This window comes from Lentzea sp. DG1S-22 (assembly GCF_036321065.1).
GTDB lineage: Bacteria > Actinomycetota > Actinomycetes > Mycobacteriales > Pseudonocardiaceae > Lentzea > Lentzea jiangxiensis.
Genome location: NZ_CP143276.1, coordinates 8,191,998 through 8,217,462, shown reverse-complemented (window position 1 = coordinate 8,217,462; position 25,465 = coordinate 8,191,998). Strand labels below are relative to the sequence as shown.

General features: G+C 70.2%; 25 protein-coding genes. 14 read left to right on the top strand and 11 right to left on the bottom strand.

From position 1 onward, the window contains the following. Nucleotide 1: 1 nt before the first annotated feature. The 3 genes from V1227_RS39185 to V1227_RS39175 are packed head-to-tail and all read right to left on the bottom strand — an operon-like array spanning nucleotide 2 to nucleotide 2,472. Entirely contained in the window at nucleotides 2-760 is a 759-nt protein-coding gene (locus V1227_RS39185) for an amino acid ABC transporter ATP-binding protein (RefSeq protein WP_442916421.1), read from the bottom strand. Beyond that, on the bottom strand, nucleotides 747-1,577 hold the full coding sequence (locus V1227_RS39180; RefSeq protein WP_236217428.1) for an amino acid ABC transporter permease: 831 nt from the start codon (nucleotides 1,575-1,577) through the stop codon (nucleotides 747-749). Before V1227_RS39180 ends, V1227_RS39185 begins: the two co-directional genes overlap by 14 nt. Beyond that, nucleotides 1,567-2,472 (bottom strand): ABC transporter substrate-binding protein, encoded by a 906-nt coding sequence (locus tag V1227_RS39175; RefSeq protein WP_236217430.1) that lies wholly within the window; start codon nucleotides 2,470-2,472, stop codon nucleotides 1,567-1,569. Before V1227_RS39175 ends, V1227_RS39180 begins: the two co-directional genes overlap by 11 nt. A gap of 418 nt (nucleotides 2,473-2,890) precedes the next feature. Here V1227_RS39175 and trxA point away from each other — a divergent pair, with 418 nt between their 5' ends. The 7 genes from trxA (at nucleotide 2,891) to V1227_RS39140 (ending at nucleotide 6,637) form a co-directional block, all read left to right on the top strand. Then, on the top strand, nucleotides 2,891-3,265 hold the full coding sequence (trxA, locus tag V1227_RS39170; RefSeq protein ID WP_090101565.1) for a thioredoxin: 375 nt from the start codon (nucleotides 2,891-2,893) through the stop codon (nucleotides 3,263-3,265). 71 nt (nucleotides 3,266-3,336) lie between these two features. Next, nucleotides 3,337-3,726, top strand: coding sequence for a phage holin family protein (locus V1227_RS39165; protein ID WP_329790121.1), 390 nt, complete (start codon nucleotides 3,337-3,339; stop codon nucleotides 3,724-3,726). After that, a complete protein-coding gene (locus V1227_RS39160; RefSeq protein ID WP_329790120.1) occupies nucleotides 3,723-4,043 on the top strand; it encodes a DUF3618 domain-containing protein in 321 nt (106 codons plus the stop codon). Before V1227_RS39165 ends, V1227_RS39160 begins: the two co-directional genes overlap by 4 nt. Next, on the top strand, nucleotides 4,040-4,309 hold the full coding sequence (locus V1227_RS39155; RefSeq protein WP_090101560.1) for a DUF4235 domain-containing protein: 270 nt from the start codon (nucleotides 4,040-4,042) through the stop codon (nucleotides 4,307-4,309). The genes V1227_RS39160 and V1227_RS39155 overlap by 4 nt, the downstream gene beginning before the upstream one ends. A 108-nt stretch (nucleotides 4,310-4,417) precedes the next feature. Beyond that, entirely contained in the window at nucleotides 4,418-4,936 is a 519-nt protein-coding gene (locus V1227_RS39150) for a VOC family protein (RefSeq protein ID WP_329790119.1), read from the top strand. 13 nt (nucleotides 4,937-4,949) lie between these two features. Continuing rightward, entirely contained in the window at nucleotides 4,950-6,038 is a 1,089-nt protein-coding gene (locus V1227_RS39145; protein WP_329790118.1) for an S-(hydroxymethyl)mycothiol dehydrogenase, read from the top strand. Beyond that, nucleotides 6,038-6,637, top strand: a complete 600-nt coding sequence (locus V1227_RS39140) for an MBL fold metallo-hydrolase (protein WP_329790117.1) — start codon at nucleotides 6,038-6,040, stop codon at nucleotides 6,635-6,637. Before V1227_RS39145 ends, V1227_RS39140 begins: the two co-directional genes overlap by 1 nt. A 3-nt stretch (nucleotides 6,638-6,640) precedes the next feature. Here V1227_RS39140 and V1227_RS39135 read toward each other — a convergent pair whose 3' ends face one another. Next, the gene (locus V1227_RS39135; RefSeq protein WP_329790116.1) at nucleotides 6,641-7,399 is read right to left on the bottom strand and encodes an enoyl-CoA hydratase/isomerase family protein; all 759 of its coding nucleotides are present in this window, start codon (nucleotides 7,397-7,399) and stop codon (nucleotides 6,641-6,643) included. Between the two features lie 103 nt (nucleotides 7,400-7,502). Between V1227_RS39135 and V1227_RS39130 the strand changes: the two genes are divergently transcribed. The 3 genes from V1227_RS39130 (at nucleotide 7,503) to V1227_RS39120 (ending at nucleotide 11,020) form a co-directional block, all read left to right on the top strand. Next, the gene (locus V1227_RS39130; RefSeq protein WP_329790115.1) at nucleotides 7,503-8,471 is read left to right on the top strand and encodes a DUF2332 family protein; all 969 of its coding nucleotides are present in this window, start codon (nucleotides 7,503-7,505) and stop codon (nucleotides 8,469-8,471) included. Nucleotides 8,472-8,482: 11 nt separating this feature from the next. Beyond that, nucleotides 8,483-9,400: a hypothetical protein gene (locus V1227_RS39125; protein ID WP_329790114.1), complete on the top strand. Its 918-nt coding sequence runs from the start codon at nucleotides 8,483-8,485 to the stop codon at nucleotides 9,398-9,400. Between the two features lie 384 nt (nucleotides 9,401-9,784). Beyond that, nucleotides 9,785-11,020: a hypothetical protein gene (locus V1227_RS39120; protein ID WP_329790113.1), complete on the top strand. Its 1,236-nt coding sequence runs from the start codon at nucleotides 9,785-9,787 to the stop codon at nucleotides 11,018-11,020. Between the two features lie 76 nt (nucleotides 11,021-11,096). Here the strand turns inward: V1227_RS39120 and V1227_RS39115 are convergent, their stop codons facing one another. Continuing rightward, nucleotides 11,097-11,915: an esterase/lipase family protein gene (locus V1227_RS39115; protein ID WP_236217451.1), complete on the bottom strand. Its 819-nt coding sequence runs from the start codon at nucleotides 11,913-11,915 to the stop codon at nucleotides 11,097-11,099. A gap of 221 nt (nucleotides 11,916-12,136) precedes the next feature. Between V1227_RS39115 and V1227_RS39110 the strand changes: the two genes are divergently transcribed. Continuing rightward, nucleotides 12,137-13,537, top strand: a complete 1,401-nt coding sequence (locus V1227_RS39110) for a WS/DGAT/MGAT family O-acyltransferase (protein ID WP_329794218.1) — start codon at nucleotides 12,137-12,139, stop codon at nucleotides 13,535-13,537. Between the two features lie 6 nt (nucleotides 13,538-13,543). On the opposite strand, the gene V1227_RS39105 is transcribed toward V1227_RS39110, so the two are convergent. The 4 genes from V1227_RS39105 to V1227_RS39090 all read right to left on the bottom strand — a co-directional run bounded on the left by V1227_RS39105 (nucleotide 13,544) and on the right by V1227_RS39090 (nucleotide 17,777). Beyond that, nucleotides 13,544-15,106, bottom strand: a complete 1,563-nt coding sequence (locus V1227_RS39105) for an alpha/beta fold hydrolase (protein WP_329790112.1) — start codon at nucleotides 15,104-15,106, stop codon at nucleotides 13,544-13,546. A 177-nt stretch (nucleotides 15,107-15,283) separates the two neighbouring features. Next, the gene (locus V1227_RS39100; protein ID WP_329790111.1) at nucleotides 15,284-15,694 is read right to left on the bottom strand and encodes a hypothetical protein; all 411 of its coding nucleotides are present in this window, start codon (nucleotides 15,692-15,694) and stop codon (nucleotides 15,284-15,286) included. A gap of 79 nt (nucleotides 15,695-15,773) precedes the next feature. Beyond that, nucleotides 15,774-16,634 carry a patatin-like phospholipase family protein gene (locus V1227_RS39095; protein ID WP_329790110.1) on the bottom strand — a complete coding sequence of 287 codons (861 nt, stop codon included), beginning with the start codon at nucleotides 16,632-16,634 and terminating at the stop codon, nucleotides 15,774-15,776. A gap of 45 nt (nucleotides 16,635-16,679) precedes the next feature. After that, the gene (locus tag V1227_RS39090) at nucleotides 16,680-17,777 is read right to left on the bottom strand and encodes an alkaline phosphatase family protein (protein ID WP_329790109.1); all 1,098 of its coding nucleotides are present in this window, start codon (nucleotides 17,775-17,777) and stop codon (nucleotides 16,680-16,682) included. Between the two features lie 49 nt (nucleotides 17,778-17,826). Between V1227_RS39090 and V1227_RS39085 the strand changes: the two genes are divergently transcribed. Next, on the top strand, nucleotides 17,827-20,154 hold the full coding sequence (locus tag V1227_RS39085; protein ID WP_329790108.1) for a Tex family protein: 2,328 nt from the start codon (nucleotides 17,827-17,829) through the stop codon (nucleotides 20,152-20,154). Between the two features lie 56 nt (nucleotides 20,155-20,210). Here V1227_RS39085 and V1227_RS39080 read toward each other — a convergent pair whose 3' ends face one another. Beyond that, nucleotides 20,211-21,449 (bottom strand): ABC transporter substrate-binding protein, encoded by a 1,239-nt coding sequence (locus tag V1227_RS39080; RefSeq protein WP_329790107.1) that lies wholly within the window; start codon nucleotides 21,447-21,449, stop codon nucleotides 20,211-20,213. Between the two features lie 204 nt (nucleotides 21,450-21,653). Here V1227_RS39080 and V1227_RS39075 point away from each other — a divergent pair, with 204 nt between their 5' ends. Together V1227_RS39075 and V1227_RS39070 are read left to right on the top strand one after the other, a co-directional pair. After that, nucleotides 21,654-22,517, top strand: a complete 864-nt coding sequence (locus V1227_RS39075) for an NAD-dependent epimerase/dehydratase family protein (protein ID WP_329790106.1) — start codon at nucleotides 21,654-21,656, stop codon at nucleotides 22,515-22,517. Next, nucleotides 22,514-24,055 (top strand): phytoene desaturase family protein, encoded by a 1,542-nt coding sequence (locus V1227_RS39070; protein ID WP_329790105.1) that lies wholly within the window; start codon nucleotides 22,514-22,516, stop codon nucleotides 24,053-24,055. The genes V1227_RS39075 and V1227_RS39070 overlap by 4 nt, the downstream gene beginning before the upstream one ends. Here the strand turns inward: V1227_RS39070 and V1227_RS39065 are convergent. Next, the gene (locus V1227_RS39065; protein ID WP_329790104.1) at nucleotides 24,046-25,380 is read right to left on the bottom strand and encodes a DUF4041 domain-containing protein; all 1,335 of its coding nucleotides are present in this window, start codon (nucleotides 25,378-25,380) and stop codon (nucleotides 24,046-24,048) included. The genes V1227_RS39070 and V1227_RS39065 overlap by 10 nt on opposite strands. Nucleotides 25,381-25,465: the final 85 nt, after the last annotated feature.

Here is a 25,465-nt window from a genome sequence, read left to right as displayed (position 1 = left end):
CTCAGAGCACCTTTGCGAGGAACTGTTGCGTGCGCGGCTGCTGCGGATTGTCCAGCACGTCGGCCGGCGTGCCGGTCTCGACCACCGCCCCGTCGACGAGGAACACCACGCGGTCGGCGACCGAGCGGGCGAAGCCGATCTCGTGGGTGACCACGATCATCGTCATGCCGTCGCGGGCCAGCGAGGTCATGACGTCGAGCACCTCGCCGACCAGCTCCGGGTCCAGCGCGGACGTGGGCTCGTCGAACAGCATCAGCTTGGGTTTCATCGCCAGGGCGCGGGCAATCGCGACACGTTGCTGCTGACCACCCGACAGCTGCGCGGGGTAGGCGCCGGCCTTCTCGGCCAGCCCGACCCGTTCCAGCAGCGCCAACGCCTCCGCGCGCACCTCGGCCCTGCCCCTGCCGAGCACCTGGACGGGCCCTTCCATGATGTTCTCGAGCGCCGTGCGGTGCGGGAACAGGTTGAACCGCTGGAACACCATCCCGACGTCGCGGCGCTGGTGGGCGGCCTCGCGTTCGCGCAGCTCGTGGAGCTTGCCGTTCGCCGAGCGGAAGCCGACCGGCACGCCGTCGACCCAGATCCGCCCGGCGTCGATGGTCTCCAGGTGGTTCACGCAGCGCAGGAACGTCGACTTGCCCGCGCCCGACGGCCCGAGCAGGCACACGACCTCGCCGCGCTCGACCTCCAGGTCGATGCCCTTGAGCACCTCGGTGTGGCCGAACGACTTGCGGACACCGATCGCCTCAACGAGGGCCATAAGCACGCTCCAGGTAGTGCTGCCCGATCGACGCGAGGGACACCATCACGAGGTACCAGGCCGCGGCGGCGAACAGGGTCTCCATGATCTCCAGGTTCCGCGACGAGATGTTGTTCGCGGCGTGGATGAGCTCCGTGAAGGCGATCACCGACGCCATCGACGTGCCCTTGATCATGTTGATGAAGTTGTTGCCCGTCGGCGGGATGATCACCCGCATCGCCTGCGGCAGGACGACTCGGCGCAACGTCGTCATCGGCGTCATGCCGATCGACTTCGCCGCCTCCGTCTGCCCCTCGTCGACGCTGCTGAGCCCGGCGCGCACGATCTCCGCCATGTATGCGCTCTCGTTGAGCCCCAGGCCGAGCAGCGCGGCGACGAACGCGGTCATGACCACGTTGGTGGGCACCGAGAACAGCATCGGGATGCTGATGTTCTTGAAGATCAGCGCCAGGTTGAACCAGATCAGGATCTGCAGCAGCACCGGCAGGCCGCGGAACAGCCAGATGTAGCCGACCGCGAACCACCGGGCCACCGGGTTCGCCGACAACCTCATGAGCGCGACGACCACGCCGAGGACGATCGCGCCGCCCTGCGCGGCGACGGCGAGCACGATGGTGTTGAGCAGGCCTTCGAGCATCACGGGGTGCGTGAAGAACCCCGGCACGTCCTCCCACTGGATCTGGGCCTCGGACATCGCCCAGCCCAGCCCCGCGATGACCAGCACGATCACCGCGCCGCTGATCCACCGCCAGGGGTGGCTCAGCGGCACGACGACCAGTTCTTCCCCGACGTCGCGGGTGCGGGTGTCACTTGCCATTGATGGCGGCCTTCGCGATCGCGCCCTGCTTGATGTCCCAGGTGGTGACGATCTTGTCGTAGGTGCCGTCGTCGATCAGCGACTGCAGCGCGGCCTTGATCGCCTCGGACAGCTTGGCGTTCTTCTTGGCGACGCCGATCCCGTACGGCCCGCCGTTGATCGGCGCGAGCGGCACGACCTCGAAGTACTCGCCGTCACCCGCGGTCTTCGCGACGTAGACGGCCGTCGGCAGGTCGTTGAGGATCGCGGCGACCCGTCCGGTGCGCAGCTGGTTCTGGTTGCCGGTGTCGCTGTCGGTGACGCTCAGCTGCACCTCGGGCTTGCCCGCGGCCACGCACTTCGCGCTCTGCTCCTTGGCGAACTGCTCCTGCGAGCTGCCGAGGTTCACCGCGATGCCCTTGCCGCACAGGTCGTCGGGCCCCTTGACCCCCTGCGGGTTGCCCTTCTGCACCATGATCGTGATGCCGGACGTGAAGTAGTCCACGAAGTCGATCTTCTGCTGGCGCTCGGCGGTGTCGTTCATCGCCGCCATCGTCACGTCGACGCGCCCGGTCTCGAGGCTGGTGATCAGCGAGCTGAACGCCATGTCGCTGTGCTCGACCTTCAGCCCCAGCCTGGCGCCGATCGCCTTGATCAGGTCCACCTCGGACCCCATCGGCGTCTTGCCGTCCTCGGCGTAGAAGTTGTTCGGCGGGTTCTGGATGTTCGACCCGACCTTCAACGTGCCGGCCGAGGCGACCTCCGGCGGCAGCAGGGCGGCGAGCTTGTCGTCCTTCCGGACCGACGACAGGTCCGCGGACGGCGGGGTGGACGTCTGCGAGGCGGGATCGGACGTGGACCCGCAGGCGGCGAGCCCCAACACGAGAAGCGAGGTCACGAGCAGGCGCGGCATCATGGCGGGGACCGTACAACGCCGCGTTGAAGCCGTCCACAAAAAGTTGAACCCGCACGTCCGGGGGTGTGCGAGGCGGCTGGGAAGGTTTGGCTCCGATGCTTCGCTCCTACCTGCGCTTACACCTGGTTGAAGGTCTCCACAAAAAGTTGAAGCGGTCGAAGGACACGAATTGGCAACGTGGGTGAGGTGGGGGAAGAGACGTGACAGTGGGGTGGGAGGGCGGGCGTGGAGCGGGGCGCGGCGGGGTAGCCGAGCAGAACGGCGCAGCGGGGCGGAGTGCGGTGCAGCGGAGCGGCGGACCGCACTCCGCCCACCCGGCCCTCCCGAGCCGTGCCCGGAAGCACCCCACCACCCGCCCGGGGAATTCCGGCGCCGTCCCGTCCGTTGGACCGGATACCCGACAAACGAGGAGGACCACATGGCGACGGTCGAGCTGACCACGGAGAACTTCGACGAGGTGGTCGGCGCTGACGGCATCGTCCTGGTCGACTTCTGGGCTGAGTGGTGCGGGCCGTGCCGTGCGTTCGGACCCACCTACGAGGCGGCGTCGAACAAGAACGAGGACATCGTGTTCGGCAAGGTCGACACCGAGGCGCAGCAGGAGCTCGCGGCCACGTTCGGCATCCGGTCGATCCCGACGTTGATGATCGTGCGCGAGGGCGTCGTGCTGTTCTCGCAGCCGGGTGCGTTGCCGGGCAACGCCTTGGACGACCTGATCGAGCAGGCGCGCAACGTGGACATGACCGAGGTCCACGCCAAGGTCAAGGAAGCCCAGGCCCAGCAGCAGGGCTGACCTGGACCTCACGAGGCGCAAGAGGCCACGCGGACTGATTGGCTCAACCTCGCCCTGGGTAGCCGACGTGCATGAACACCGACACGTCGACCGCGCAGCTGGTGAGCCAGCTGTCCGAGCAGGTGAGCAGGCTCGCACGCGATGAGATCCGTCTCGCGGTCGCAGAGCTGAAGGACAAGGGCAAGCACGCCGGTGTCGGCGCCGGGATGTTCGGCGCGGCCGGCGTGTTCGCGTGGTGGGGTGGGCTCAGCGTCGTCGCGGGCCTGATCCTGCTGCTGGCACTCGTAGTACCGCCGTGGGCGGCCGCGCTGATCGTCGCGGCCGCCCTTCTGCTGGTCGCGGGCATTTTCGCGCTCGTCGGCAAGGGACAGGTCAAGCAGGCCGCGCCGCCGGTGCCGCGGCAGGCGATGGACAACGTCCAGCGGGACATCGCGATGATCAAGGAGAGTGCGCACCGATGACCGACCCGAAGGAGCAGCTGCAGCGCGACGTCGAACGGACTCGGCGCGAACTCGGTGAGACCGTGGAAGCGTTGGCGCACAAGGTCGACGTGCCCGGTCGCGTCAAGGAGCAGGCGCAGGAGACGGCCGGTCGCGTCAAGGAGCAGGCGCACGAGACGGTCGTGCGGCTCACCGCTGCCACCAACCAGGCCGTCGACTCGCTGCCCACCCCCGTGGCGGAGCAGGTCGAGAAGGCCCGCCGCCACCCCGGTGCCCTCGCGGCGGCGCTGATCGCGCTGATCGTCGCCATCTGGGCGTTTTCCAGGAGGAACCGATGAAGCTCCTGTACCGACCGCTGGGAATGCTGTTCGGCGCGCTGGGAGGTTTCCTCGCCACCGCGATCTTCGGCCAGATCTGGAAGCTCGTCGCGGGCGACAAGGAGGCGCCGAGCGCCACGATGCGCAACCGCGCGTGGACCGAGGTCCTGCTGGCGGCCGCGCTGCAGGGTGCGATCTTCGGCCTGGTCAAGGCCGCGATCGACCGCGGCGGCGCCAAGGGCTTCCAGAAGCTGACGGGCGAGTGGCCCGGCGACGAGGAAGACTGAGCGAGCTGTCGCGCGTGCCCGGCCCACGGCGTCGCGGGCCGGGCATTCGCGACTGGGGCGACGCGGTTTCAGCCTGCGGGAGTTTGAACCCTCAACTACCCTGCTGGCATGCCACAGCCAGAGGGTGAAGAGCTCGCCGCCATCCGGGCCAAGCGCGACGAGCTGCGCGAACGCTACGTCAAGCCGCTCGCCGAGCGAGGCGGCTCCCCCACCCGCGGGGTGCACCACATCGCGTTGATCTGCAAGGACGTCGAGGAGACGATCGAGTTCTACCAGGAGTTCCTCGGCTTCCCGCTCGTCGAGCTCGTCGAGAACCGCGACTACAACGGCTCCAGCCACTTCTTCTTCGACCTCGGGTCGAAGAACCTGCTGGGGTTCTTCGACTTCCCGGGTCACGACCACCCCGCGTTCTCCGAGACGATCGGCGCCGTCCAGCACCTCGCGCTGTCGACGTCCCCCGAGCGGTTCGCCGAGATCAGGGCCAAGCTGGACGAGGCGGGCATCGAGTACCTGGGGCCCGACCGCGGCGTCGAGGACAGCCTGTACATCCGCGACCCCAACGGTGTAGGGATTGAGTTCTACCGGGAAGAACTCGGTGAGTTCGAAGGCACGACACTGATCAAGTGAGGACGGAACCGCAGTGGCGCAAGAGGTCAAGGGCATCGTCGCCCGAGGCAAAGGTCTTCCCGTCGAGCTGACCTCGGTCCTGGTGCCCGACCCCGGCCCCGACGAGGCCGTGGTGAAGGTCCAGGCGTGCGGCGTCTGCCACACCGACCTGCACTACCGCGAGGGCGGCATCAACGACGAGTTCCCGTTCCTGCTGGGCCACGAGGCCGCGGGTGTCGTGGAGTCCGTCGGTGAGGGCGTCGCGGACCTGGAGCCGGGCGACTTCGTCGTGCTGAACTGGCGCGCGGTCTGCGGCACCTGCCGCGCCTGCAAGCGCGGCAAGCCGTGGTACTGCTTCTCGACGTTCAACGCCTCGCAGCCGATGACGCTGACCGACGGCACGAAGCTCTCGCCGGCGCTGGGCATCGGCGCGTTCGCGGAGAAGACGCTCGTCCACTCAGGACAGTGCACGAAGGTCGACCCGTCCGCCCGCGCCGCCGCCGTCGGCCTGCTGGGTTGTGGCGTCATGGCGGGCGTCGGCGCCGCGGTGAACACCGGCAACGTCGGCCGCGGCGACTCGGTGGCCGTGATCGGCTGCGGCGGTGTCGGTGACGGCGCCATCGCGGGCGCCCGCATCGCCGGCGCCGCGAAGATCATCGCCGTCGACACCGACCCGCGGAAGCTGGAGTGGGCCAAGGGTTTCGGCGCCACGCACACGATCAACGCCCGCGAGGTCGACGACGTCGTCACCGCGATCCAGGACCTCACCGACTCGTTCGGCGCCGACGTCGTGATCGACGCGGTGGGCCGCCCCGAGACGTGGAAGCAGGCCTTCTACGCCCGCGACCTCGCCGGCACCGTGGTCCTGGTGGGCGTCCCGACACCGGACATGAAGCTCGACATGCCGCTGATCGACTTCTTCTCCCGCGGCGGATCGCTCAAGTCCTCCTGGTACGGCGACTGCCTGCCGTCCCGCGACTTCCCGATGCTCGTCGACCTGTACCGGCAGGGCCGCTTCGACCTCGACGCGTTCGTCACCGAGGAGATCCCGCTGGACGGCGTCGAGGCCGCCTTCGAGAAGATGCACCACGGCGACGTGCTGCGATCGGTCGTGGTGTTCTGATGGCCCTGCGCGTCGACCACACCGTCACCTCCGGCACGTTCTCGCTCGACGGCGAGACCTTCGACGTCGACAACAACGTGTGGGTCATCGGTGACGACAGCGAATGCGTCGTCATCGACGCCCCGCACTCCGTTGACGACATCCTCGAAGTCGTGGCCGGGCGCCGCGTCGTGGCGATCCTCCTGACGCACGCGCACGACGACCACGTCCGGGTCGCACCGGACCTGGCGCACGCGACGAACGCGCCGATGGCGTTGCACCAGGCCGACCACGTGGTGTGGAACCTGACGCACACCGGCGTCATCCCGCACCAGGCCCTGGAGGACGGCCAGGTGATCACGGTCGCCGGCGAGGAGATCCACGTGCTGCACACGCCGGGCCACTCGCCCGGCGCGGTGTGCTTCCACGTGCCCTCGCTGGGCGCGGTGTTCACCGGCGACACCCTGTTCCAGGGCGGGCCGGGCGCGACCGGGCGGTCGTTCTCGGACCGGCCGACGATCGAGGCGTCGATCCGGGAGAAGCTGCTGACGCTGCCCGGCGACACCGTGGTGCACACGGGCCACGGCCCGGACACGACGATCGCCGCCGAGGTCTTCTAGAAGTCAGAACCGCGGAGGCCGCTTCTCCAGGAACGCCGACACGCCCTCGGCGTAGTCGGCGCTGGAGGCGGCCTCCGCGTACAGCGCCCGCACGAAGTCGTCCTCGTGCCCGCCGTCGACGATCGAGCCGATGATCTCCTTGGCGCCGCGCACCGACACCTGCGCCCGCCCGGCGATCTGCCCGGACAGCTCCTCCACCCTGGCGTCGAGCGACTCGGCGACCTCGTTCACGAGTCCGATCCGCAACGCCGTCGAGGCGTCGACCAGGTCGGCGGAGAACAGGATCTGCTTCGCCCAGGCGGGCCCGACGACGTCCACCAGCGCCTTGGTCGACGTGAAGTTGTAGACGATCCCGAGCTTCGCGGGCGTGATGCCGAACCGGGCGCCGGGGGCGGCCACCCGGATGTCGCAGGCGAGGGCGATCTCACACCCGCCGCCGACGCAGAACCCGGACACCGCCGCGATCGTCGGCTTGTCCAGCCGGGCGATCGCGCGTTCCCCCGCGTGCACCGCCTCGCCGTAGCGGGCGGCGCCGTCGGCACCGCGCCGCAACGACGAGAACTCGGAGATGTCGGCGCCCGCACAGAAGTGCTCCCCACCGCGGATCACCAGCACTCGGACGCTCTCATCTGCGGAAACGCGAGCGAGCAACCCGGGCAGCGCCGACCACATCTCGTACGACATCGCGTTGCGCTTGGCCGGGCGGTTGATCGTCAACGTGGCGACCGGACCGGCCGCGGACAGCTCCAGGAACTCGCTCACCCGCCGCACGATACCCACCGCCACCGGCGGCACGCGTGGTCTCACAGGGCCGGGATCGCGGGGGTGTGCTTGTAAAGTCCCCCTGCCGAGGAGGGGAGGGCTCGTGACCGCGGCTGCCATGGGGGCTTCGACGCTCCGCGCTCTCGCGGTGCGTCTGCGGACGACCGCGCCCGTGTCCGCGCGCCTCCTCTCCGAGCTCGCGAGCGAGCTCGACCGCGGCGGCCCCGTGGCGGACCTGCTGTGCTCGCACAGCGCCGTGCACAGCCCGTTGTTCGGGGTCCAGGCGCTCGCGGGCGTGCGGTTGCTGATGCTGTCGGGCAAGGCGCCGGAGCTCAGCCGGCGGTTCGCCGGCGCGCAGGCCGCCGCGATGAGCGGCGAGTCGGACTCGCCGGCGCTGCTCACGTGGCTGGCGGCGCGGGACGCGATCGTCGAGAACCCCGGCGAGGTCCTGGCCGCGCTCGACCGGACGGTGCAGCAGCACCAGCCCAAGACCGCCGGGTTCCTGCTGCGCGGGCTGACGATGATCGGCGCGCCGAAGGTGCGGCTGCTCGAGCTCGGGGCGTGCGCAGGGCTGAACCTGATCCTCGACCACTACCGCTGGTTCGGGCTCGGCTGGGAGTGGGGCGACAAGGACTCGCCGGTGCGGCTGGCGGCGACGGGGCCGCAACCGCCGCGACTGGAGATCGTCGACCGGGCCGGCTGCGACCTGCAGCCGCGCGACCCGGCCGACCCGAAGCACGCCATGATCCTGCAGTCGTTCATCCCGCCGGAGCACGACTCGCTGCGGTGGGACCTCGACGACGCCATCGACCTCGCCGCCAAGGTGGGCGTGAAGGTCGCGCGGTCCCCCGCCGGGCGGTGGCTGCGGGAGAACCTCGTGCCGCCGGAGGGCCGCGGCACGTACACGGTGGTCTGGCACAGCTCCTTCTGGTCGTACCTCACCGAGGACGAGCGCCACGAGATCGAGACGACGCTGACGGCGGCGGCCGGCTCGATGCCTCTCGCGCGCGTCGCCTACGAGTCGACTGATTTTCGCTCGAACCCCCGTCTGACGGTCACCATCTACAGCTAGCGTGCGCCGGCGTGAAAACGATTCGCGCCTCCCTGCTGGCCGTCGCCCTCTTCACCACGGCCCTCACCGCGCCCGCCCACGCCGCCGTGTCCGACCACGACCTGGCGTCGCACTGGGCGCCGGTGCACCACCAGGACACCGACGACTCCGACGCCGACGCCGACTACCTGTCCACTGTGGATTTCGACGGCGACTGGAACACCTCGAACAGCTGGGAGAACCAGACCCAGCTCGCCAAGCTCACCGGCGCCTCCTACTACTCCGTGGTCGAGACGTCCACGCACTGGTTCCTCGTCTACAGCTTCTTCCACCCGCGCGACTGGGACGACCAGCCGGACCCGTTCGGCACGAGGACGCACGAGAACGACCTGGAGGGCGTGCTGCTCGTCGTCCGCAGGGACACCGGGTTCGGCAAGCTCGAGGCCGCGATCACCGTGGCGCACAGCGACTTCTACTCCTACGTGCCCGCAGGCTCGCCGTTCCGCAGCGGCGCGGAGACCGTCGACGGCACGTTGCTGCTGGTCGGTGGCCGTCCCGCCACGTGGCAGGAGGCCAAGGGCCACGGCCTGTACCGCTGGGACGGCACCGACTTCCCCGGCGGCGACGGCGTGGTCTACTTCCCCGCCGCCACGGGCGAGGTCCCGTCGGGCGGCAACGACCGGAACGTCGGCTACCGCCTCGTGAACATCTTCGACGCGAACGGCATGTGGGCGCGCCGCAACAACTCCGAGACGTTTTCGTCTTTCGGCACGTTCCGCGGTGACAACGGCAAGGACAACGCCGCCAACGCGCCGTGGGGCTGGGACGACCAGAACGACGGCGCGATCCACCGCGGTTACCTGGCCACGGACCCGGCGCTGGTGGTCGACCGCTACTTCTCGGGCAAGGGCGACTTCAGCCTCACCTACACGCGCAACGCCTTCCGCTGACACATCAACGCCTTCTGCCAGCCGCGTCGGGCGGTGACGGGTCATCCGTTCGCGCGTCCCCTGTCCGAGGTGCGCCTCCCTCGTCAGGTGGCTGCCGACATCGGCGCAGGCAGACAGCTTGTCGCCCATTCAGCTAGGAGATGTCCTGCATGTTTTTCACCGTCCACCCCGGCTACTCCAAACGGCGCAACGAGGTTGTTCCGCTGTGAGGAGGTGCTCGATCGCGGAACACCCGCGCGACGGTGGGCGGCGAAGTCCTGTCCCCGGCTCGAACGTCAACCCCGCGGCCCGGACGCCGATCGACTCCGGGTCGTGGAGGGACACCTCGGCCGGATGACCGGCACGCCTCCACTTCCCAGAGGTTGTCGTCAAGAGAGGAAGAACATGCGCAAGAACGTCAAATCAGGCCTTCTGGCCGCGGCCGTGGCCACAGGCCTCGTGCTGGCGGGTGGATCGACCGCCAGTGCCGACATCAGCGCCTTCCACCCGTTCAAGATCGGCGGCGCAGGACATCACCCGATGTCCGCGGAGTGGTTCAGTCTCGAGGCCGCGGCATCGGCCGTGGGCGGGCACGGCGCGCACTCCGGTGAGGGCGGCGACGCGGCTGCCACGAACAACGCGACGAGCGGGGATTCGGGTGAGTCCGGCGACTCCGGCTCCACCGGGCACAACTCCGCGCTGGTGATGTGCGTGCACTCGAAGTGCCAGACCGGGACGAACTCGGGCAACTCGGGCGGCACGTCCACGGGGAGCACCGGCGACGCCATCAACACCAGCAACACCCACGGCGGCAACACCGGCCACGGCGGCAACGGTGGCAACGCCCACGCCGCGGCGAACAACTCGGTCTCGGCCAACTGGGAAGAGGACGACGAGGAAGCCGACGAGGAAGAGGACAAGAGCGCCCCTGGCCACCACCACGGCGACGCGGCCGACAGCGACGCCACGGCGACCGCGACGGGCGGGCACGGCGGGCCTTCCGGTGAGGGTGGCGACGCCTCCAGCACCAACAACGCCACCTCCGGCGAGAGCGACGACTCCGGTGACTCCGGCGACACCGGCCACAACTCGGCAACCGTGATGTGCGTGCACTCCGCCTGCCTCACCGGCACGCACTCCGGCGACTCGGGAGACACGTCCACGGGGAACACCGGCGACGCGATCAACATCAGCAACACCCACGGCGGCAACACCGGCAACGGTGGTAACGGCGGCAACGCCCACGCAGCGGCCACGAACACCACCGCGATCGAGTCGGACGACGACGCCAAGGCCCCGCACGGCGGCGCGGACAGCGACGCCACGGCCACCGCGACGGGCGGCAACGGCGCGCCTTCCGGTGAGGGCGGCGACGCCAACAGCACCAACAACGCCACCTCCGGCGAGAGCGACGACTCCGGTGACTCCGGCGACACCGGCCACAACTCGGCAACCGTGATGTGCGTGCACTCCATCTGCCTCACCGGCACGCACTCGGGTCACTCCGGTGACACCTCCACGGGGAACACCGGCGACGCGATCAACGCCAGCAACACCCACGGCGGCAACACCGGCCACGGCGGCCACGGCGGCAACGCCCACGCAGCGGCCACGAACCTGCTCGAGGCGGTGAACGACTGACCGCGACCCTCTGAAGCGACCAAGCGCGGAGCGGGTGGGACCGAGTCCCACCCGCTTTCCCCGCGCGACAGGGTTTCTAGGCCGCGCGCGGGTAGAGCCGCGCCATTCCCGGAGGCGCGGCGAACGGCGCCCACGTGCCCTCCGCCTGCGCCAGCCGGTCCGCGACGACCCACAGCACGCTCGAGTTGAAGCCGTAGCCCAGGTGCGAGGACGACACCTGCACGTTCTCCCTGCCCGGTCCCGGTTCCTCGACGCACGACTCCCACGACACGATGCCGTCGGTCTTCGAGTAGATCGACGTGGCGGGCACCGGGATCGGCGGCCTCGTCGCCTCGGGCGGCGGGAACTCGTCCTTCGGGATGTGCAGGCGTGAGAACAACGCGAACGCGGGCATCGCCCGCGACTGCACGGGATCGCTCATGTTGTACGGCGACCCGAGCGTGATGACCTGGCGGACGCGGTGCGGGTGGTCGCGCGCCATCTCACGCGCGAAGATCCCGCCCAGCGACCAGCCCACGATCGACACGGGCCCGCCGAACTCGTCGGACACCTTCTTCACCAGGGCGTGCATACCGTCGACGGCCTTGCGCGTCGGCCCGATGTTGCGGCCGAGGCCCCACGGGTTCACCCGGTAGCCCAGACCGGACAGGAAACGGCGCAGCATCACCGTGGACGAGTCGGCGGCGCCGAGCCCCGGGAACACGAGCACCGGGTGCCCGTCCCCCGCGGGAGCGCCCTTGAGCATCGACCGCGTGGCCACGAACCCGCTGACGTCCAGGGCGCAGCGGGTGGGCTCGGTGAGGTACCAGAAGAGACCGGGCGCCGAGCCTCTGACGAGGTGCAGGCGAGAGGCAGCAGGATCTTCGAAGACCTCGTCCGGAACAGCAGCGGACATAGGAGCCTCCCCACACGTCGACAACCCCGAGCCGGCGCCCCGGGCGGCTTCGCCCAGTGGGTCCATGATGTTTCGTGATCGATCTTTTAGCCAGCACTTTCGAGTCTCGATTCGCCTCCCGGATGTAACGCGTCGGCAACCTCGCAGCTGTGCAGTGCCTCTCACCTGCATGGACGTCGATTGGGACGCACAGCTCCTCTACTGTTCCCCGAGTGGATCGCATGAGCTCCCTGGACGCCGGCTTCTACTTCATCGAGGACGAGAACGTGCCGATGCACGTCGGTTCCGTCCTGGTCTTCGACGGCCCGGTGCCGTCCTACGGTGACGTGATCCGCCTTTTCCTGGCGCGCATGGACCAGGTGCCCCGCTACCGGCAGAAGGTGAAGGCGCTGCCGTTCCACGTCGGGCGTCCGGTCTGGGTCGACGACGACCACTTCAACATCCTCTACCACGTGCGCCACACCGCCGTGCCGGCGCCGGGCGGCGAGGACCAGCTGCGCAACCTCGCGGGCCGGATCTTCGCGCAGAGGCTCGACGGCTCGAAGCCGCTGTGGGAGGCGTGGCTCGTCGAGGGTCTCGAGGGCGGCCGCTGGGCGATCATCTCCAAGGTCCACCACTGCATGGTCGACGGCGTGTCCGGTTCGGACATGCTGCAGCTCGTGCTCGACTTCCGGCGGGACAGCGAGCTGCCGGAGCCCGCGGAGTGGGCGCCGCGGCCGCAGCCCTCGACGCTCGACCTGGTCGTCGACGGCGTGCGCGACGCCGTGGTGACGCCGGTGCAGCACCTGTCGGCGTTGCCGGCGATCGCGCGCAACGCCCGGTCCCTCAACGAGATCGTGGACTTCGGCAAGTCCGTTCTCGGTTCTCTTCCCGGTACGGCACGTCGCTTGGTGACGCGCGCGGCGACGTCGCTGAACGGTCCTATCGGGCCACACCGCCGCTGGGTGTGGGCGCGGGCGAACCTGGCGGAGATCAAGCAGATCCGCACGGTCGCGGGCGGCACCGTCAACGACGTCGTCCTGACGGCGATCACGCGCGGTTTCCGCGACCTGCTGGAGAAGCGCGGCGAGCTGACCGAGGGCATGGTCGTGCGGACCATGGTGCCCGTGTCGATGCGCAAGGCCGACCAGCACAACGAGCTGAACAACCGCGTCAGCGCCGTGCTGGTGAACCTGCCCGTGGGCGAGGCGGACCCGGTGAAGCGCCTCGCCTCGATCCGCGCGCAGATGGACGACCTGAAGAGCTCGCGCCAGGCCGCCGGCGCCGACGTCATCACGAACCTGTCGAACTTCGCCGCGCCGACGCTGATGGCGCTGGGGTCGCGGACCGCGATGCGGTTCCCGCAGCAAATCCTGCAGACCGTCACCACGAACGTCCCCGGTCCGCGCATCCCGCTCTACATGCTCGGCCGGCCGCTGGTGGAGATGTTCCCGTACGTGCCGGTCGCCTCGACGATCCGGATCACGGTCGGCATCTTCTCCTACCTCGACCGGTTCACGTTCGGCATCAACGCCGACTTCGACGGCGTGCCGGACGTGCAGCTGCTCGCGGACGGCATCCGCGCGGGCTTCGACGAGATGGTCGCGCTGGCCGCGGAGGCGGTGGAGAAGACCGAGGCGTGAGCCCGGTCAGCCGGCGCCTGTGGTCAGGCGGTTGGCCTCCATCCAGTCGAGGACGCGTTCGGCCACGACGTCGGGGATCTCCATCTGGGGCACGTGACCGATGCCCTCGTACTCGTCGTAGCGCCAGTGCGGGTGCTTGCGCGCCACGTGCCGGGCGGCGACGACGTTGACGAGCCGGTCGCGGTCGCCGCTCATCAGGAACACGGGCACGCGGATCTTCGCCATCGCCGCGAAGTAGGCGGCGCGCTTGGACGTCGTGAAAACGGTGCTGCGCGCGGCGGCGAGGAACGCCTTGTCGAGGCCGTCGACCTCGGCGCGCTCGCCGATCAGGTGCTCCGACGCCTGCTTGAGCTCCTCGGGGATGGCCGACGGGTCGGCGCAGCACAGTTCGAGGACGCGCTCCACCTGGCGGCGCGCGGAGGCGGTCCGCGACCTCGCGAGGAACCGCTCGCCCAGGCCCGGCACCGAGTACAGGAAGAACGTGCCGAGCATCGTCGGGTCCGGCCGCGTCCCGAACACCATCGGCAGCGCGGGGTCGACCAGCACCAGTCCCCGGACCCGCTCGGGGTGCGCGGCGGTCTGGAAGAGCGAGATCATCCCGCCCATCGAGTTGCCGACCAGGACGACCGGCTCGCCGGCGACCTCGTCGACGAAGCGGCCGAGCAGCTCCGTGTTCGCCTGGACCGTGGTCTCCCGGCCCTCGGGGTGGGTCAGCCCGTGCCCGGCCAGGTCGACTGCCATGACGCGGGCCCTGCGCGCGAGCAACGGCGCCAGCAGCACCCAGTTGAGGTGGGACCCGCCGAGCCCGTGCACGAGGACGATCCGCGGGCCGTCGGCCGGCCCGCCGAAGTCGACCCAGTGCACGGGGCCGCCGAGGTCCGCGTGGTGGCTGGTGCCGCCGAAGTTCGCCACAGTCGTCATACCAACCAGTATGTCGGTTGAACCGACCGGCTGGTAGCGGCCAGCGGACGAATCACCTCCAGGGCGTCGCCACCTGGCACCGGTCCCTCCCCCCGCGCAGGTCACCCTGGATGATCGTGCCGCTGCCGGGTTCGAAGTAGCACGACTCCCCCGGCTGCGAACTGGCGCCGAGGAGCTTGCCGCCGGAGTCGTACGCCCTGATGACGGGACCCCGTCGTTCTGCGGGACGCCCCAGTCCGGCGGGTAGTACAGGCGGGCGGCGTAGGTGCCGTTGACGATCCCGGCCTCGATCGTGCGGTCGTCGGCGGAGACCGTCACCTTCGCGACACCGCTGCCGACCCGTCCCGCGGCGGTGCGGTAACCGGGCCGTCCCGCGTCGCCCGGCAGCAGGGTCCGGTCACCCCCGGCCTTCGCGCCGACGTCCTCGACGGAGAAGTGGCCGGGCAGCCACCGCGGGGTCACCCGCCTGGCCTCCGAGCGGTACTCCACGCCCGCCTGGCCGAGGTTGCAGGTCAGCGACTCGGTGTCGGTGTAGAGCAGCGCCCACGCGGTCTCCTCGCGCCGCAACTGGTAGAGCTTCGCCCTGCCGACGACGCCCGCGGCCCGCGCGCATCCCTCCTCGATCGCCGCGACCACGTCCGGTGGCACTCCGGGCTCCGCGTCCGCGGGCGCGGTCTCGACCGGCGGCGAGGTGGTGACCTGGACGGCTGCCCCCGGCGGCCCGCGACCACAACGCGCGGTCGTCCGGGTCTTCGCTTGTCATACCTGTTCGTGTCCGCCCGCCCGGCTCGTGTTGGCACCGGTCTCGAGCCGGCGCTCGTCGCGCTACGCGCGCAACCGCAGCCGGTTGTCCGGGTCCTCGGCGGTGACGGTCACCAGGAAGTAGGCGGCCTGCGCGCAGGCCGTGTTCGCGCCGCCGGTGAGGCGGACGTCGAGCACGTCGCCCGTCAGCACCGGCACCGCGCCGGTCTCCGCGCAGCCGGGCTCGACGAACGCGAAGGTCCTGGTGCCGGCGGCCCGCGGGCGGGTCAGCAGCTCGCGGGCCTGCTCGTCGTCCCCGGCGGAGACCTGCCTCAGCGCCCGGTGGGTCGCGTCGCCGACGTCGCCGGTCAGCTCCGCCGCCTCGGGTGGTTTCCCGCGCAGCGCGCCCAGCTTCACGAAGCCGCTGATCGCGGGCTCGGCGGGCCCGGTGCACGCGGCCAGCAGGAGCAGGACGACGGCCATCGTGGTGCGCATGCGGTTTGGACGGCGGGGAGGGCGGTTCGGTTTCCCGCGCCCACCACCGGGTTCGCACCCGCGACCGGGCAGCGGCGCGCTACCCGTGGGACGGGTGGCCGTACAACCCGGCGCCGGCGATCTCCAGCGACGTGAGGAACGCGGCCGAGGCCCCGTAGGAGGCCTCGACCAGCTCCGCCGTGTGCGAGAAGTCCAGCGGCGTCACGGCCTGCACGGGCGGGCCCGGCAGGTACAGCACCGGCGCCTGCCGCGAGGCCAGCTCGACCTCCAGCACGGCCTGGTTGCGCATCCCCAGCGTCGCCCAGAAGAGCAGCGTCTCGGCGAGCGTCGCCGGCACGGTCGGCAGGTGGCCGGGGAACGCGCAGTCCAGCACCACCAACGACTTCGCGCCCATCGCGAGCGCCTGCCGGATCGGCACGTTCGCCAGCACGCCGCCGTCGTAGAGCACGCGCTCGCCGATGCGCACGGGCGGGTAGACACCCGGAATGGCCGCGCTGGCGAGGATCGCGGGGACCAGCTCGCCCTCGGTGATGTTCACGGCCTCACCGGTCACGCAGTCCACCGACACCGCGCCGAAGGGCAGCACCAGGTCGCCGAACGACGTCACCCCGTCGAGCCCCTCGGCCAGCACGTGCGCCAGGCCGGTGTTCGGGAAGAGGTAGGTCTTGTTGGTGCGCAACGACCTCAGCTGCGCGAGCGGTCCGCCGGGGAACACCCGCTGCCGCGTCATGCCCTCCCACAGCACGGCCAGCCGTTCCGCGGCCTTGTCCGGGTCGAGGGCGAGCAACGAGCCGTTGACCGACCCGACCGACGTGCCGACGACCAGGTCGGGCCTCACCCCGTGCTCGCGCAACGCGCGCAGCATGCCGACCTGTCCCGCGCCGAGGCTTCCCCCGCCGCCGAGCACGAAGGCGACCGGTCCTGGAAGTTCGATCGTCACGTCCGGTGATCCTAGAGCTGACCTGCGCGAAGGGCTTGTTTCGGTCTACACTGAAGGTACTGAGTGAACCAGGAGCGGGATCGCCATCTCCTCCCTGGTCCGCGCCCCGTGGAACCCCCTCAGGCCGTTCCAGCTCGGCTCGGCCTGGCCCCGCAGCAGCACCGCGGTGCCCTTCATCGCCACGACGACGTCCCCGATGCGGTCGGCCGCGAGCGGGCTGACCGGGCCGAACCACCCCGCCGCCACCGCGTCCTCGCGCGTCAGCACGTCCGCCCTGTCACCGAGGAACTCCCTCCACACCGGCAGCACCTCGGCGGTCTCGGTGTGCAGGTAGCGCACCCGCGGCTCTCCCGCGATCACGCGCACTCCTTGCCACAGCAGCGGTTCCGCGTCGAAGTCGATCCGCTCCCCCGCGGTGATCATGCCGTGGTCCGCCGTGACGACGAACAGCGAACCGGCGGGCAGGCGCGACGCGATCCGCGACGCCAGGGCGTCGACGAACTCCAGCTGCATCACCCACTCCGGCGACCCCGGCCCGTAGAAGTGCCCGATCGTGTCCAGGTCGGGGTGGTAGGCGTAGCAGAACGAGCGGTCCTGCCCGACCGCCGCGACCGCCCCCAGCGCGAGGTCGCCGAACCCGGCCACGCCGCGGAACCACGACCCGCGCAGCACGGCCCGCGTCAGGCCGCTGCCGCGGTGGGCGAGCGGCGCGACCGTGCTCACCGCCACCCCGGCCGCCGCGGCGCGCTCGAACACGGTCGGGTGCGGCTGGACGACCTCGGGCACGAGCGCCTTGCGCAGGTCGTGGCGGTGGTCCCCGGCGCGGGACCAGGTCAGCGAGTTGAGCACCTCCTCGCCGACCGCGAACGTGTAGCCGACGATGCCGTGCTCGCCCGAGAGCAGCCCGGTGCCGACCGAGGCGAGGCTGGTGGCGGTGGACGACGGGAACCCGGCGTCGATCGACCGGTCGGTCAGCGAGGAGAGGAACGGCGCGTGCGCTGCGTGCGTGCGCAACAGCTCGTGACCGAGACCGTCGACGAGCAGCAGGACGACACGCCGGGCCGGTGGCAGGCCGAGCGTGTTGTCGACGCCAGGAACCTCCAGGCCCGACAGCAGTGATGGGACGACCGCGGCGATGGTCATGAAGGACACCGTGCCACGTCGAATCGGGCAGCGGGCAGAATGGCGCGCTGTGACAACGCTCATCCACCAGAAGATCGCTGACGAGCTCGGCGTGGCCGCAGGCCAGGTCGGCTCTGCTGTCGAACTGCTCGACGGTGGCGCGACCGTCCCGTTCGTCGCCCGCTACCGCAAGGAGGCGACCGGCGGTCTCGACGACGCCCAGCTGCGCACGCTCGAGGAACGCCTCGGCTACCTGCGCGAACTGGAGGAGCGCCGGGCGGCCGTCCTCAACTCGATCCGCGAGCAGGGCAAGCTCAGCGACGCCCTCGAAGCGCAGATCCTCGCCGCCGACTCGAAGGCGCGGCTCGAGGACCTCTACCTGCCGTACAAGCAAAAGCGCCGCACGAAGGCCCAGATCGCGAAGGAAGCGGGCCTGGAGCCGCTGGCCGACGCCCTCCTGGGTGATCCCACCCTGCACCCGCAGGAGGAAGCCGCCAAGTTCGTCGACCCCGCCAAGGAGGTCGCCGACGCGACGGCCGCCCTGCAGGGCGCGCGGGCCATCCTGGTCGAGCGGTTCGGCGAGGACGGCGACCTGATCGGCGAGCTGCGCGAGCAGATGTGGACGCGCGGCCGCGTCGTCTCCAAGGTCCGCGAGGGCAAGGAGACCGAGGGCGCCAAGTTCGCCGACTACTTCGAGTTCGACGAGCCGTTCGCGAAGCTCCCGTCGCACCGCATCCTCGCGCTGTTCCGCGGCGAGAAGGAGGAGGTCCTCGACCTCGTCCTGGAGCCGGAGGAGCCCGTGCAGGAGGGCCCGTCGTCGTTCGAGGTGCGCATCGCCGCCCGCTTCGGCATCGACGACCGCGGCCGCCCGGCGGACAAGTGGCTCACCGACACCGTCCGCTGGGCGTGGCGGACCCGCATCCTCGTGCACCTCGGCATCGACCTGCGCGGCCGTCTGCGGAGCTTCGCCGAGGACGAGGCCGTCAAGGTGTTCGCCTCGAACCTGCGCGACCTGCTGCTGGCCGCCCCGGCCGGCACGCGCGCCACGATGGGCCTGGACCCCGGCTACCGCACGGGCGTGAAGGTCGCCGTCGTCGACGCCACCGGCAAGGTCGTCGCGCACGGCGTGATCCAGCCGCACGTGCCCGCGAACCGCTGGGACGAGTCGATCGCGAAGCTCGCGGCCTGGGCCAAGCAGCACAACGTCGACCTGATCGCGATCGGCAACGGCACGGCCTCCCGCGAGACCGACAAGCTCGCCGCCGACCTGATCAAGCGCCACCCCGAGCTCGGCCTCACCAAGATCGTGGTGTCCGAGGCGGGCGCGTCGGTCTACTCGGCGTCGGCCTACGCCTCCTCGGAGCTGCCGGACCTCGACGTGTCGATCCGCGGCGCCGTCTCGATCGCGCGCCGCCTGCAGGACCCGCTCGCCGAGCTCGTGAAGATCGACCCGAAGTCGATCGGCGTCGGCCAGTACCAGCACGACCTGGCCGAGTCGAAGCTGTCGCGGTCCCTCGACGCGGTGGTCGAGGACTGCGTGAACGCGGTCGGCGTCGACCTCAACACCGCGTCCGTGCCGCTGCTGACCCGCGTCTCCGGCATCACCGCCGGCCTGGCGGAGAACATCGTGCTGCACCGGGACCAGAACGGCCCGTTCCGGACGCGGGCGGCGCTGAAGAACGTGGCGCGGCTCGGCCCGAAGGCGTTCGAGCAGTGCGCGGGCTTCCTCAAGATCCGCGGCGGCGACGAGCCCCTCGACGCCTCCTCGGTGCACCCCGAGGCGTACCCGGTCGTGCGGAAGATGCAGAGCGTCGCGGGCGCCGAGCTCATCGGCAACACCGCGGTGCTGACGAAGCTGCGCCCGGAGCAGTTCGTGGACGAGAAGTTCGGTCTGCCGACCGTCACGGACATCCTGCGCGAGCTGGAGAAGCCGGGCCGCGACCCGCGCCCGGCGTTCAAGACGGCGACCTTCGCGGACGGCGTCGAGAAGATCGCCGACCTCAAGCCCGGCATGGTGCTGGAGGGCGTCGTGACGAACGTGGCCGCGTTCGGCGCGTTCGTCGACATCGGCGTGCACCAGGACGGTCTCGTGCACATCTCCGCCCTGTCCGACAACTACGTGAAGGACCCGCGCGACGTCGTGAAGTCCGGTGACGTGGTGCGGGTGAAGGTGCTGGAGGTCGACGAGGCCCGCAAGCGGATCGGCCTGACGCTGCGGCTGACCGACGAGCCGGGCAAGCCCGGCCCGAAGCCGGGCGGTGGCGGCGGTGGCCGTGACCGCGGCGGCCGTCCGCAGCAGCGCGGCGGTCAGCAGCGCGGCGGTGGTCAGCGCACCTCGCCGGCGCCGGCGAACGGGTCGATGGCGGACGCGCTCCGCAAGGCCGGTTTCGGCAAGTAGGACAACGGGGAACGGCTCCTCCCGCACACCGGGAGGAGCCGTTCTGCGTTCGGCGTCTACTTGGCGCGGGTGCCCTTGAGCTTCACGAGCTCCGACTCGAACAGCTCCTCCACGGTCGTGAGACCGCCGGGCGCCTTGGAGTCGACCTTGGTGATGTAGGACTGCGTGGCGGAGGGCCTGCCCACCAGCGAGTACCGCAGCGGCCCGGTCAGGCCCTGGGTCTCCAGGCCGTTGGTGTCCTGGAAGGCCTTCAGCACGCCGTCGCGCGTGAGGTCGCCTTCCTTGCAGGCCTTCTCCACGACGGAGAGGAACACCTTCGCGACCGTGTAGCCGTGGTCGACGTAGATCGCGGGCTTGTCGTTGGGGTAGTACTGGTTGAACGCCGCCGCCACCTCGCGCGGGCCGGGCTGGCTGCCGGTGAACGGCGCCACCGACGTCACCACGGACACCTGCTTCTCCACGGCGGGACCCACGGGCGACTCGAGGATCGCGGTGTCGAAGCCGACCACGTTCACCATGAACGGCACCTCCCACTTCAGCGCGGCGGCGACGCCGACGGCGGCCGCGGTCTGCGCGGGGGTGGTGCTCAGCATGACGGCCTTGGCGCCCGCGGCCTTCAGGGCGGCGATCTGCTGGCTGAGGTCGGCCGTGGTCTCGCCGATCGGCTGCTCGGCGATCCTCATGTTCCACTGCGTGCCGACGAACCGGCTGCCTTCCACGGCGTTGTCGCCGTAGCTGCCCTGGGCGTAGATGTGGCCGACGGTGTCGCCCTCCTTGATGACACCGCGGCGCTTGTAGTGGTCGAGCCCGTTGATGACGTCGAGGTCGTAGGTCGTGCCGACGATCATCATGTGCGGGTTGCCGAGCAGCGACGCGGCCCACGAGGCGGGGGCGGTCAGCGTGCGGGTCTGCATGAGGTCGGGCTCGATCGCGGCGGTCATCGGCGTGCCCGCGAGCTCCAGCAGCCCCAGGACCTGCGGTTCGAGGTCGAAGTAGGCGTCGAGCGCCTTCTGCACGTCGTACGCGTGGTCCTTCTGCTTGAGCTCGATCTTGCGGCCGCAGATGCCGCCGCGGTCGTTGACCTGCTTCAGGTAGAGGTCGTAGCCCTTCATGCGGGTCAGCGCGGAGGCTTTGAACGGCCCGGTCATGTCCGTGAGGATGCCGAGCGAGATCGTGTCGTCGGTAACGCCCGGCCCGGTCCTGACCTGGGCCTTCGCCTCTTCTTTCGCGCCGCAGCCGGCCACGAGGACAGCGAGCGCCAGGGTGGCGGTGGGCAGTACGCGGCGGAGGGGCATGCAGAGGTCCTTGTCGGATGATCGAGGCGTACTAAGCGGTAGCTCAGTATCGAGCGGGGCCTCACACAATGGCCCCTTATGTGCTACGGAACACAGCCTCGTAAGGTTCATGCATCTACCGTTCGACTACGGAGTGTGCTAGCCCTTCGGTACCGAACGAAATGAGATACGCGTGATCGGGCACATCGCGGGTATTCCGGCAGGGTGAAAATCGTCGTCACCGGTGGCTCGGGCAACGTCGGCACGGCGCTTCGCCGTCATCTGGAGTTCGAGGACGCCGGTGTCGACGTGCGCACCCTCTCGTCGTTGCGCGACGCGTTCCGCGGCGCCGACGTCGTGGTGCACCTGGCGTGGGCGATCAAGCCCACGAATCGCGAGACCAACGTCGACGGCAGCGAACACGTGCTGGCCGCGTGTGTGAAGGAGGACGTCGGCCACCTGGTCATCGCCTCCTCGGTCGCGGCGTACGGCCCGGCGCAGCGCTGGTCGAGGGTCGACGAGTCGTGGCGGCTGACGGGCATCGCCGGCAACACCTACAGCGCGCACAAGGTGCGGCTGGAGGAGATGATCAGCCGCTACCCGCTGCCGTGCAGCGTGATCCGGCCGTGCGGCATCGGGCAGGCGTCCGCGGCCCGGCAGATCCGCCGCTGGCTGCTCAGCCCGTTGCTCCCGCCGAGGCTGCTGCCCTACCTGCCGATCCCGTTGTGGAACGACCTGCGCCTGCAGCTCGTGCACGCCGACGACGTGGCGCGCGCGATCGTGGAGATCGTGCGCCGCAAGGCTTTGGGTCCCTTCAACCTCGCCGCCGAGCCGGTGCTGACCGCGCCGATGATCGCCGAACGCGTCGGTGCCGCCCGGTTGCCGGTGCCGTACCCGGTGATCGAGAAGCTCGCGGGCGCGACAGCCCGCCTCGGGCTGCAACCGCTGACGCCGGAATGGGTCCGGATGGCCGATCAGGCTCCGCTCGTGCGGACCACACGGGCACACGAAGATCTGGAATGGTGGCCTGAGCACGACGCGCGTGACGTGTTGCGCGAGGTCGTCGACGCAATGGGAGGGCGTGCGTGAACGAGGTGGATGCGGTCGTCATCGGCTCCGGCCCCAACGGCCTGGTCGCCGCGGCCCTGCTGGCGGACGCGGGCTGGGACGTGCTCGTGCTGGAGCAGCGCGACACGGTCGGTGGTGCCGTGACGTCCGCGGAGATCACCGCACCGGGCTTCACGAACGACGTCTACAGCGCGTTCTACCCCCTCGGCCTCGGATCGCCCGTCCTCGGCGCGTTGAACCTCGACGTGCAATGGGAGCACGCACCCGCCGTGCTCGCCCACGTGCTGCCGGACGACCGTGTCGCGCTCCTCTCCCGCGACGTCGAGGTCACCGCCAAGTCCGTCGGCTCGTTCGCCGACTCGGACGCCGAAGCCTGGCAGGCGACGTTCGCGCAGTGGCAGCGGATCCGCGACAGCGTGCTGGACAGCCTGCTGCGCCCCTTCCCGCCCGCGCGCGGCGGGATGTCGTTGCTGCGCAAGCTGGGCCTGGGTGACACGCTGCGCCTGACGCGGCTGCTGACGCTGCCCGTGCGCCGTCTGGGCGAGGAGCTCTTCTCCGGTGAGGGCGCGCGGGTGTTGTTCGCGGGCAACACGATGCACTCCGACCTGGGCCCGGACCAGGCCGGCGGCGCGGGCTTCGGGTGGCTGCTCGCCATGCTCGCCCAGGACGTCGGCAACCCGGTCCCCCGCGGCGGCGCCGGCGAGCTGACCGCGTCCCTCGTGCGCCGTTTCGGCGGCCGCATCGAAACGGGCGCCCGCGTCACCTCGGTGCTGCACGCCCGCGGTGTCGCCGTTGGTGTGCGTCTGGAAGACGGTTCCGTTGTGCGCGCACGCCGAGCCGTCCTGGCCGACGTGCCCGCACCTCGGCTCTACCTCGACCTGATCGGCGCCGACGCGCTGCCGCCGAAGCTCGCCGAGGACCTCACGCGGTTCCAGTGGGACGGCGACACGATCAAGGTGGACTGGGCGCTGTCGGGCCCGATCCCGTGGCGCAACGCGGAAGCCTCGCAGGCGGGCACCGTGCACCTCGGCGGCGACGTCAACGGCCTCGCGACCACCGCCCACGAACTGGCGTGCGGCAAGGTGCCGCGCAACCCGTTCATGATCGTGGGCCAGATGACGACGAGCGACCCGACCCGCTCCCCCGCCGGCACCGAGGCCGCCTGGGCCTACACGCACGTGCCGCTGGGCGGGAACTGGTCGCAGGACAGGCTGAAGCGCCGCGCCGACCGCCTGGAGCTGATGATCGAGGAACGCGCCCCGGGCTTCCGCTCGCGCATCGTCGGCCGCTCGGTGCTCGGCCCGGCCGAGATCGGCTCGGTCAACGGCGGCACCGCGGCCATCCACCAGCAGCTGGTGTTCCGGCCGGTGCCGGGGCTCGGCCGCGCGGACACGCCGTTCGACCGGCTGTACCTGACCGGGTCGTCGGCCTGGCCGGGCGGCGGCGTGCACGGGGCCGCGGGGGCCAACGCGGCCCGGGCGGCGCTGGCGCGGTGGGGTGTGGCGGGCGGACTGTACAAGGCCTTGATCCAGGGCGCCCACAGGGCGATCTACACCTGAGTCAGGCTCTGCCGGTACTCGGCGGCCTCCGGTTCGAGGACGTACTCGAGCATCTGACCCGAGTGCTTCTTCAGCAGCTCCCGCACTTCCTCGGGCGTGGCGTAGAAAAACTCGCGGCGCATGTTCACGCGGTTGACCCGCCGGTCGGACAACGCCTGGTGCAGCGCCGTCTCCAGTGAGACGGCGTCGGCCGAGTAGTGCAGGATGTGCGTGTCGTAGCGGAACGGCACCGACGCGTCGCCGAGCTCCAGCACGCGGTCTTCGGGGTGCAGCCGCCGGGTCATGCCGATCTTCACCATCTTCGGCCCGAACGCGCCCAGGTTGCTGATCACGTACACGTAGCCGGCCCTGATGTTGGCCTCGCGCTGGTGCACGCCGTCGATGCCGGCGACGACCTCGTCCAGCTCGGACTGGAGCTCTTCAGCGGCGGCGTGGTCCCCCTTGGCCAGCAACGCTTGGCGGACGTTCTCCAGGTGCTTGCGCTCCTTCTCAAGCTTCTCCAGCTCGCGGCGGAACTCGGCCTGCGCCTTGGCCTCTTCGCGCAAACGCTCGCGCTCGGCGCGTTCGTTCTCCTTCTCCTCCTGCTTTTTCTGCAGGTAGTCGGCCATGAGCTCGAGCTCGAGCATGCGCAGCTTTTCGTAGCGGTCATCGATCTCGATGCTGAGCATCTTGCCGAGCTTCTCGATCGCCTCCGCCGCGCGAACCAGGCGCTTCTTGGCCGCGTCGACGGATCCCGCCTTCATCACCCGGAGGCTGTTCTCCGCCTCGGCGTTGTAGGAACGCAGCATGAGCTTGCACCAGTCGGCCACCATCTTGCCGCCCTCGCGCGACGACCCGTTGAAGGTGAAGTTGCTGCTGCCCACGACCGCGGTCTTGTTGCGGATCATCTCCTTCATCGAGGCCTGAACGCGGTCGAGCTGCGTCTTGTACTGCTCGGAGTTCTCCAGCGGGTGGTGGTAGCGGAACACTCCCGCGTCCTGGAACAGCAACTCATCGGTGAAGGGCACCAGGGTTCGCTGCGCCTCCGCCAGCTCCTCCTTCAGCCGGGCCAAGCCCTGCTCGAAGCCCTTCTTCTGCAGTGCCAGGGTTTCCTCCTGAGCACGGCGTTCGGCCGCCAAGACCTGCTGCTGCGCGTGCTTCTCCGCAGCGTGCGCCTGTTGCAGACCGGCCAGCTCGGCGCGCATCCCGTCGACCTGCCCGCGCACCTGGACGTAGTCGAGCCCGCCGATCTGCCTCAGATACCCGTTGAGCTGGTCGACCTGCGCCCGCAGCCCGTCCGCGGCCTGCTCCAGGGAGACGATCTTCTTCTGCTTGCTGCCGAACACGTGGCGACTCCCCTGGCACGATGACTGGTACCGGCGTCATCGCACCGCGGCGTCCAGCTGTTAGAAGATCCGGACGAACCCACCC

What these genes read in the sequence shown, in the direction of transcription:
- V1227_RS39155 (WP_090101560.1), top strand. Translation starts at nt 4,040, where the DNA reads ATGAAGCTCCTGTACCGACCGCTGGGAATGCTGTTCGGCGCGCTGGGA.
- V1227_RS39120 (WP_329790113.1), top strand. Translation starts at nt 9,785, where the DNA reads ATGCGCAAGAACGTCAAATCAGGCCTTCTGGCCGCGGCCGTGGCCACA.
- V1227_RS39180 (WP_236217428.1), bottom strand. Translation starts at nt 1,577, where the DNA reads ATGGCAAGTGACACCCGCACCCGCGACGTCGGGGAAGAACTGGTCGTC.
- V1227_RS39160 (WP_329790120.1), top strand. Translation starts at nt 3,723, where the DNA reads ATGACCGACCCGAAGGAGCAGCTGCAGCGCGACGTCGAACGGACTCGG.
- V1227_RS39090 (WP_329790109.1), bottom strand. Translation starts at nt 17,777, where the DNA reads ATGACCATCGCCGCGGTCGTCCCATCACTGCTGTCGGGCCTGGAGGTT.
- V1227_RS39100 (WP_329790111.1), bottom strand. Translation starts at nt 15,694, where the DNA reads ATGCGCACCACGATGGCCGTCGTCCTGCTCCTGCTGGCCGCGTGCACC.
- V1227_RS39080 (WP_329790107.1), bottom strand. Translation starts at nt 21,449, where the DNA reads ATGCCCCTCCGCCGCGTACTGCCCACCGCCACCCTGGCGCTCGCTGTC.
- V1227_RS39165 (WP_329790121.1), top strand. Translation starts at nt 3,337, where the DNA reads ATGAACACCGACACGTCGACCGCGCAGCTGGTGAGCCAGCTGTCCGAG.
- V1227_RS39150 (WP_329790119.1), top strand. Translation starts at nt 4,418, where the DNA reads ATGCCACAGCCAGAGGGTGAAGAGCTCGCCGCCATCCGGGCCAAGCGC.
- V1227_RS39185 (WP_442916421.1), bottom strand. Translation starts at nt 760, where the DNA reads ATGGCCCTCGTTGAGGCGATCGGTGTCCGCAAGTCGTTCGGCCACACC.
- V1227_RS39115 (WP_236217451.1), bottom strand. Translation starts at nt 11,915, where the DNA reads ATGTCCGCTGCTGTTCCGGACGAGGTCTTCGAAGATCCTGCTGCCTCT.
- V1227_RS39175 (WP_236217430.1), bottom strand. Translation starts at nt 2,472, where the DNA reads ATGATGCCGCGCCTGCTCGTGACCTCGCTTCTCGTGTTGGGGCTCGCC.
- V1227_RS39110 (WP_329794218.1), top strand. Translation starts at nt 12,137, where the DNA reads ATGAGCTCCCTGGACGCCGGCTTCTACTTCATCGAGGACGAGAACGTG.
- trxA (WP_090101565.1), top strand. Translation starts at nt 2,891, where the DNA reads ATGGCGACGGTCGAGCTGACCACGGAGAACTTCGACGAGGTGGTCGGC.
- V1227_RS39140 (WP_329790117.1), top strand. Translation starts at nt 6,038, where the DNA reads ATGGCCCTGCGCGTCGACCACACCGTCACCTCCGGCACGTTCTCGCTC.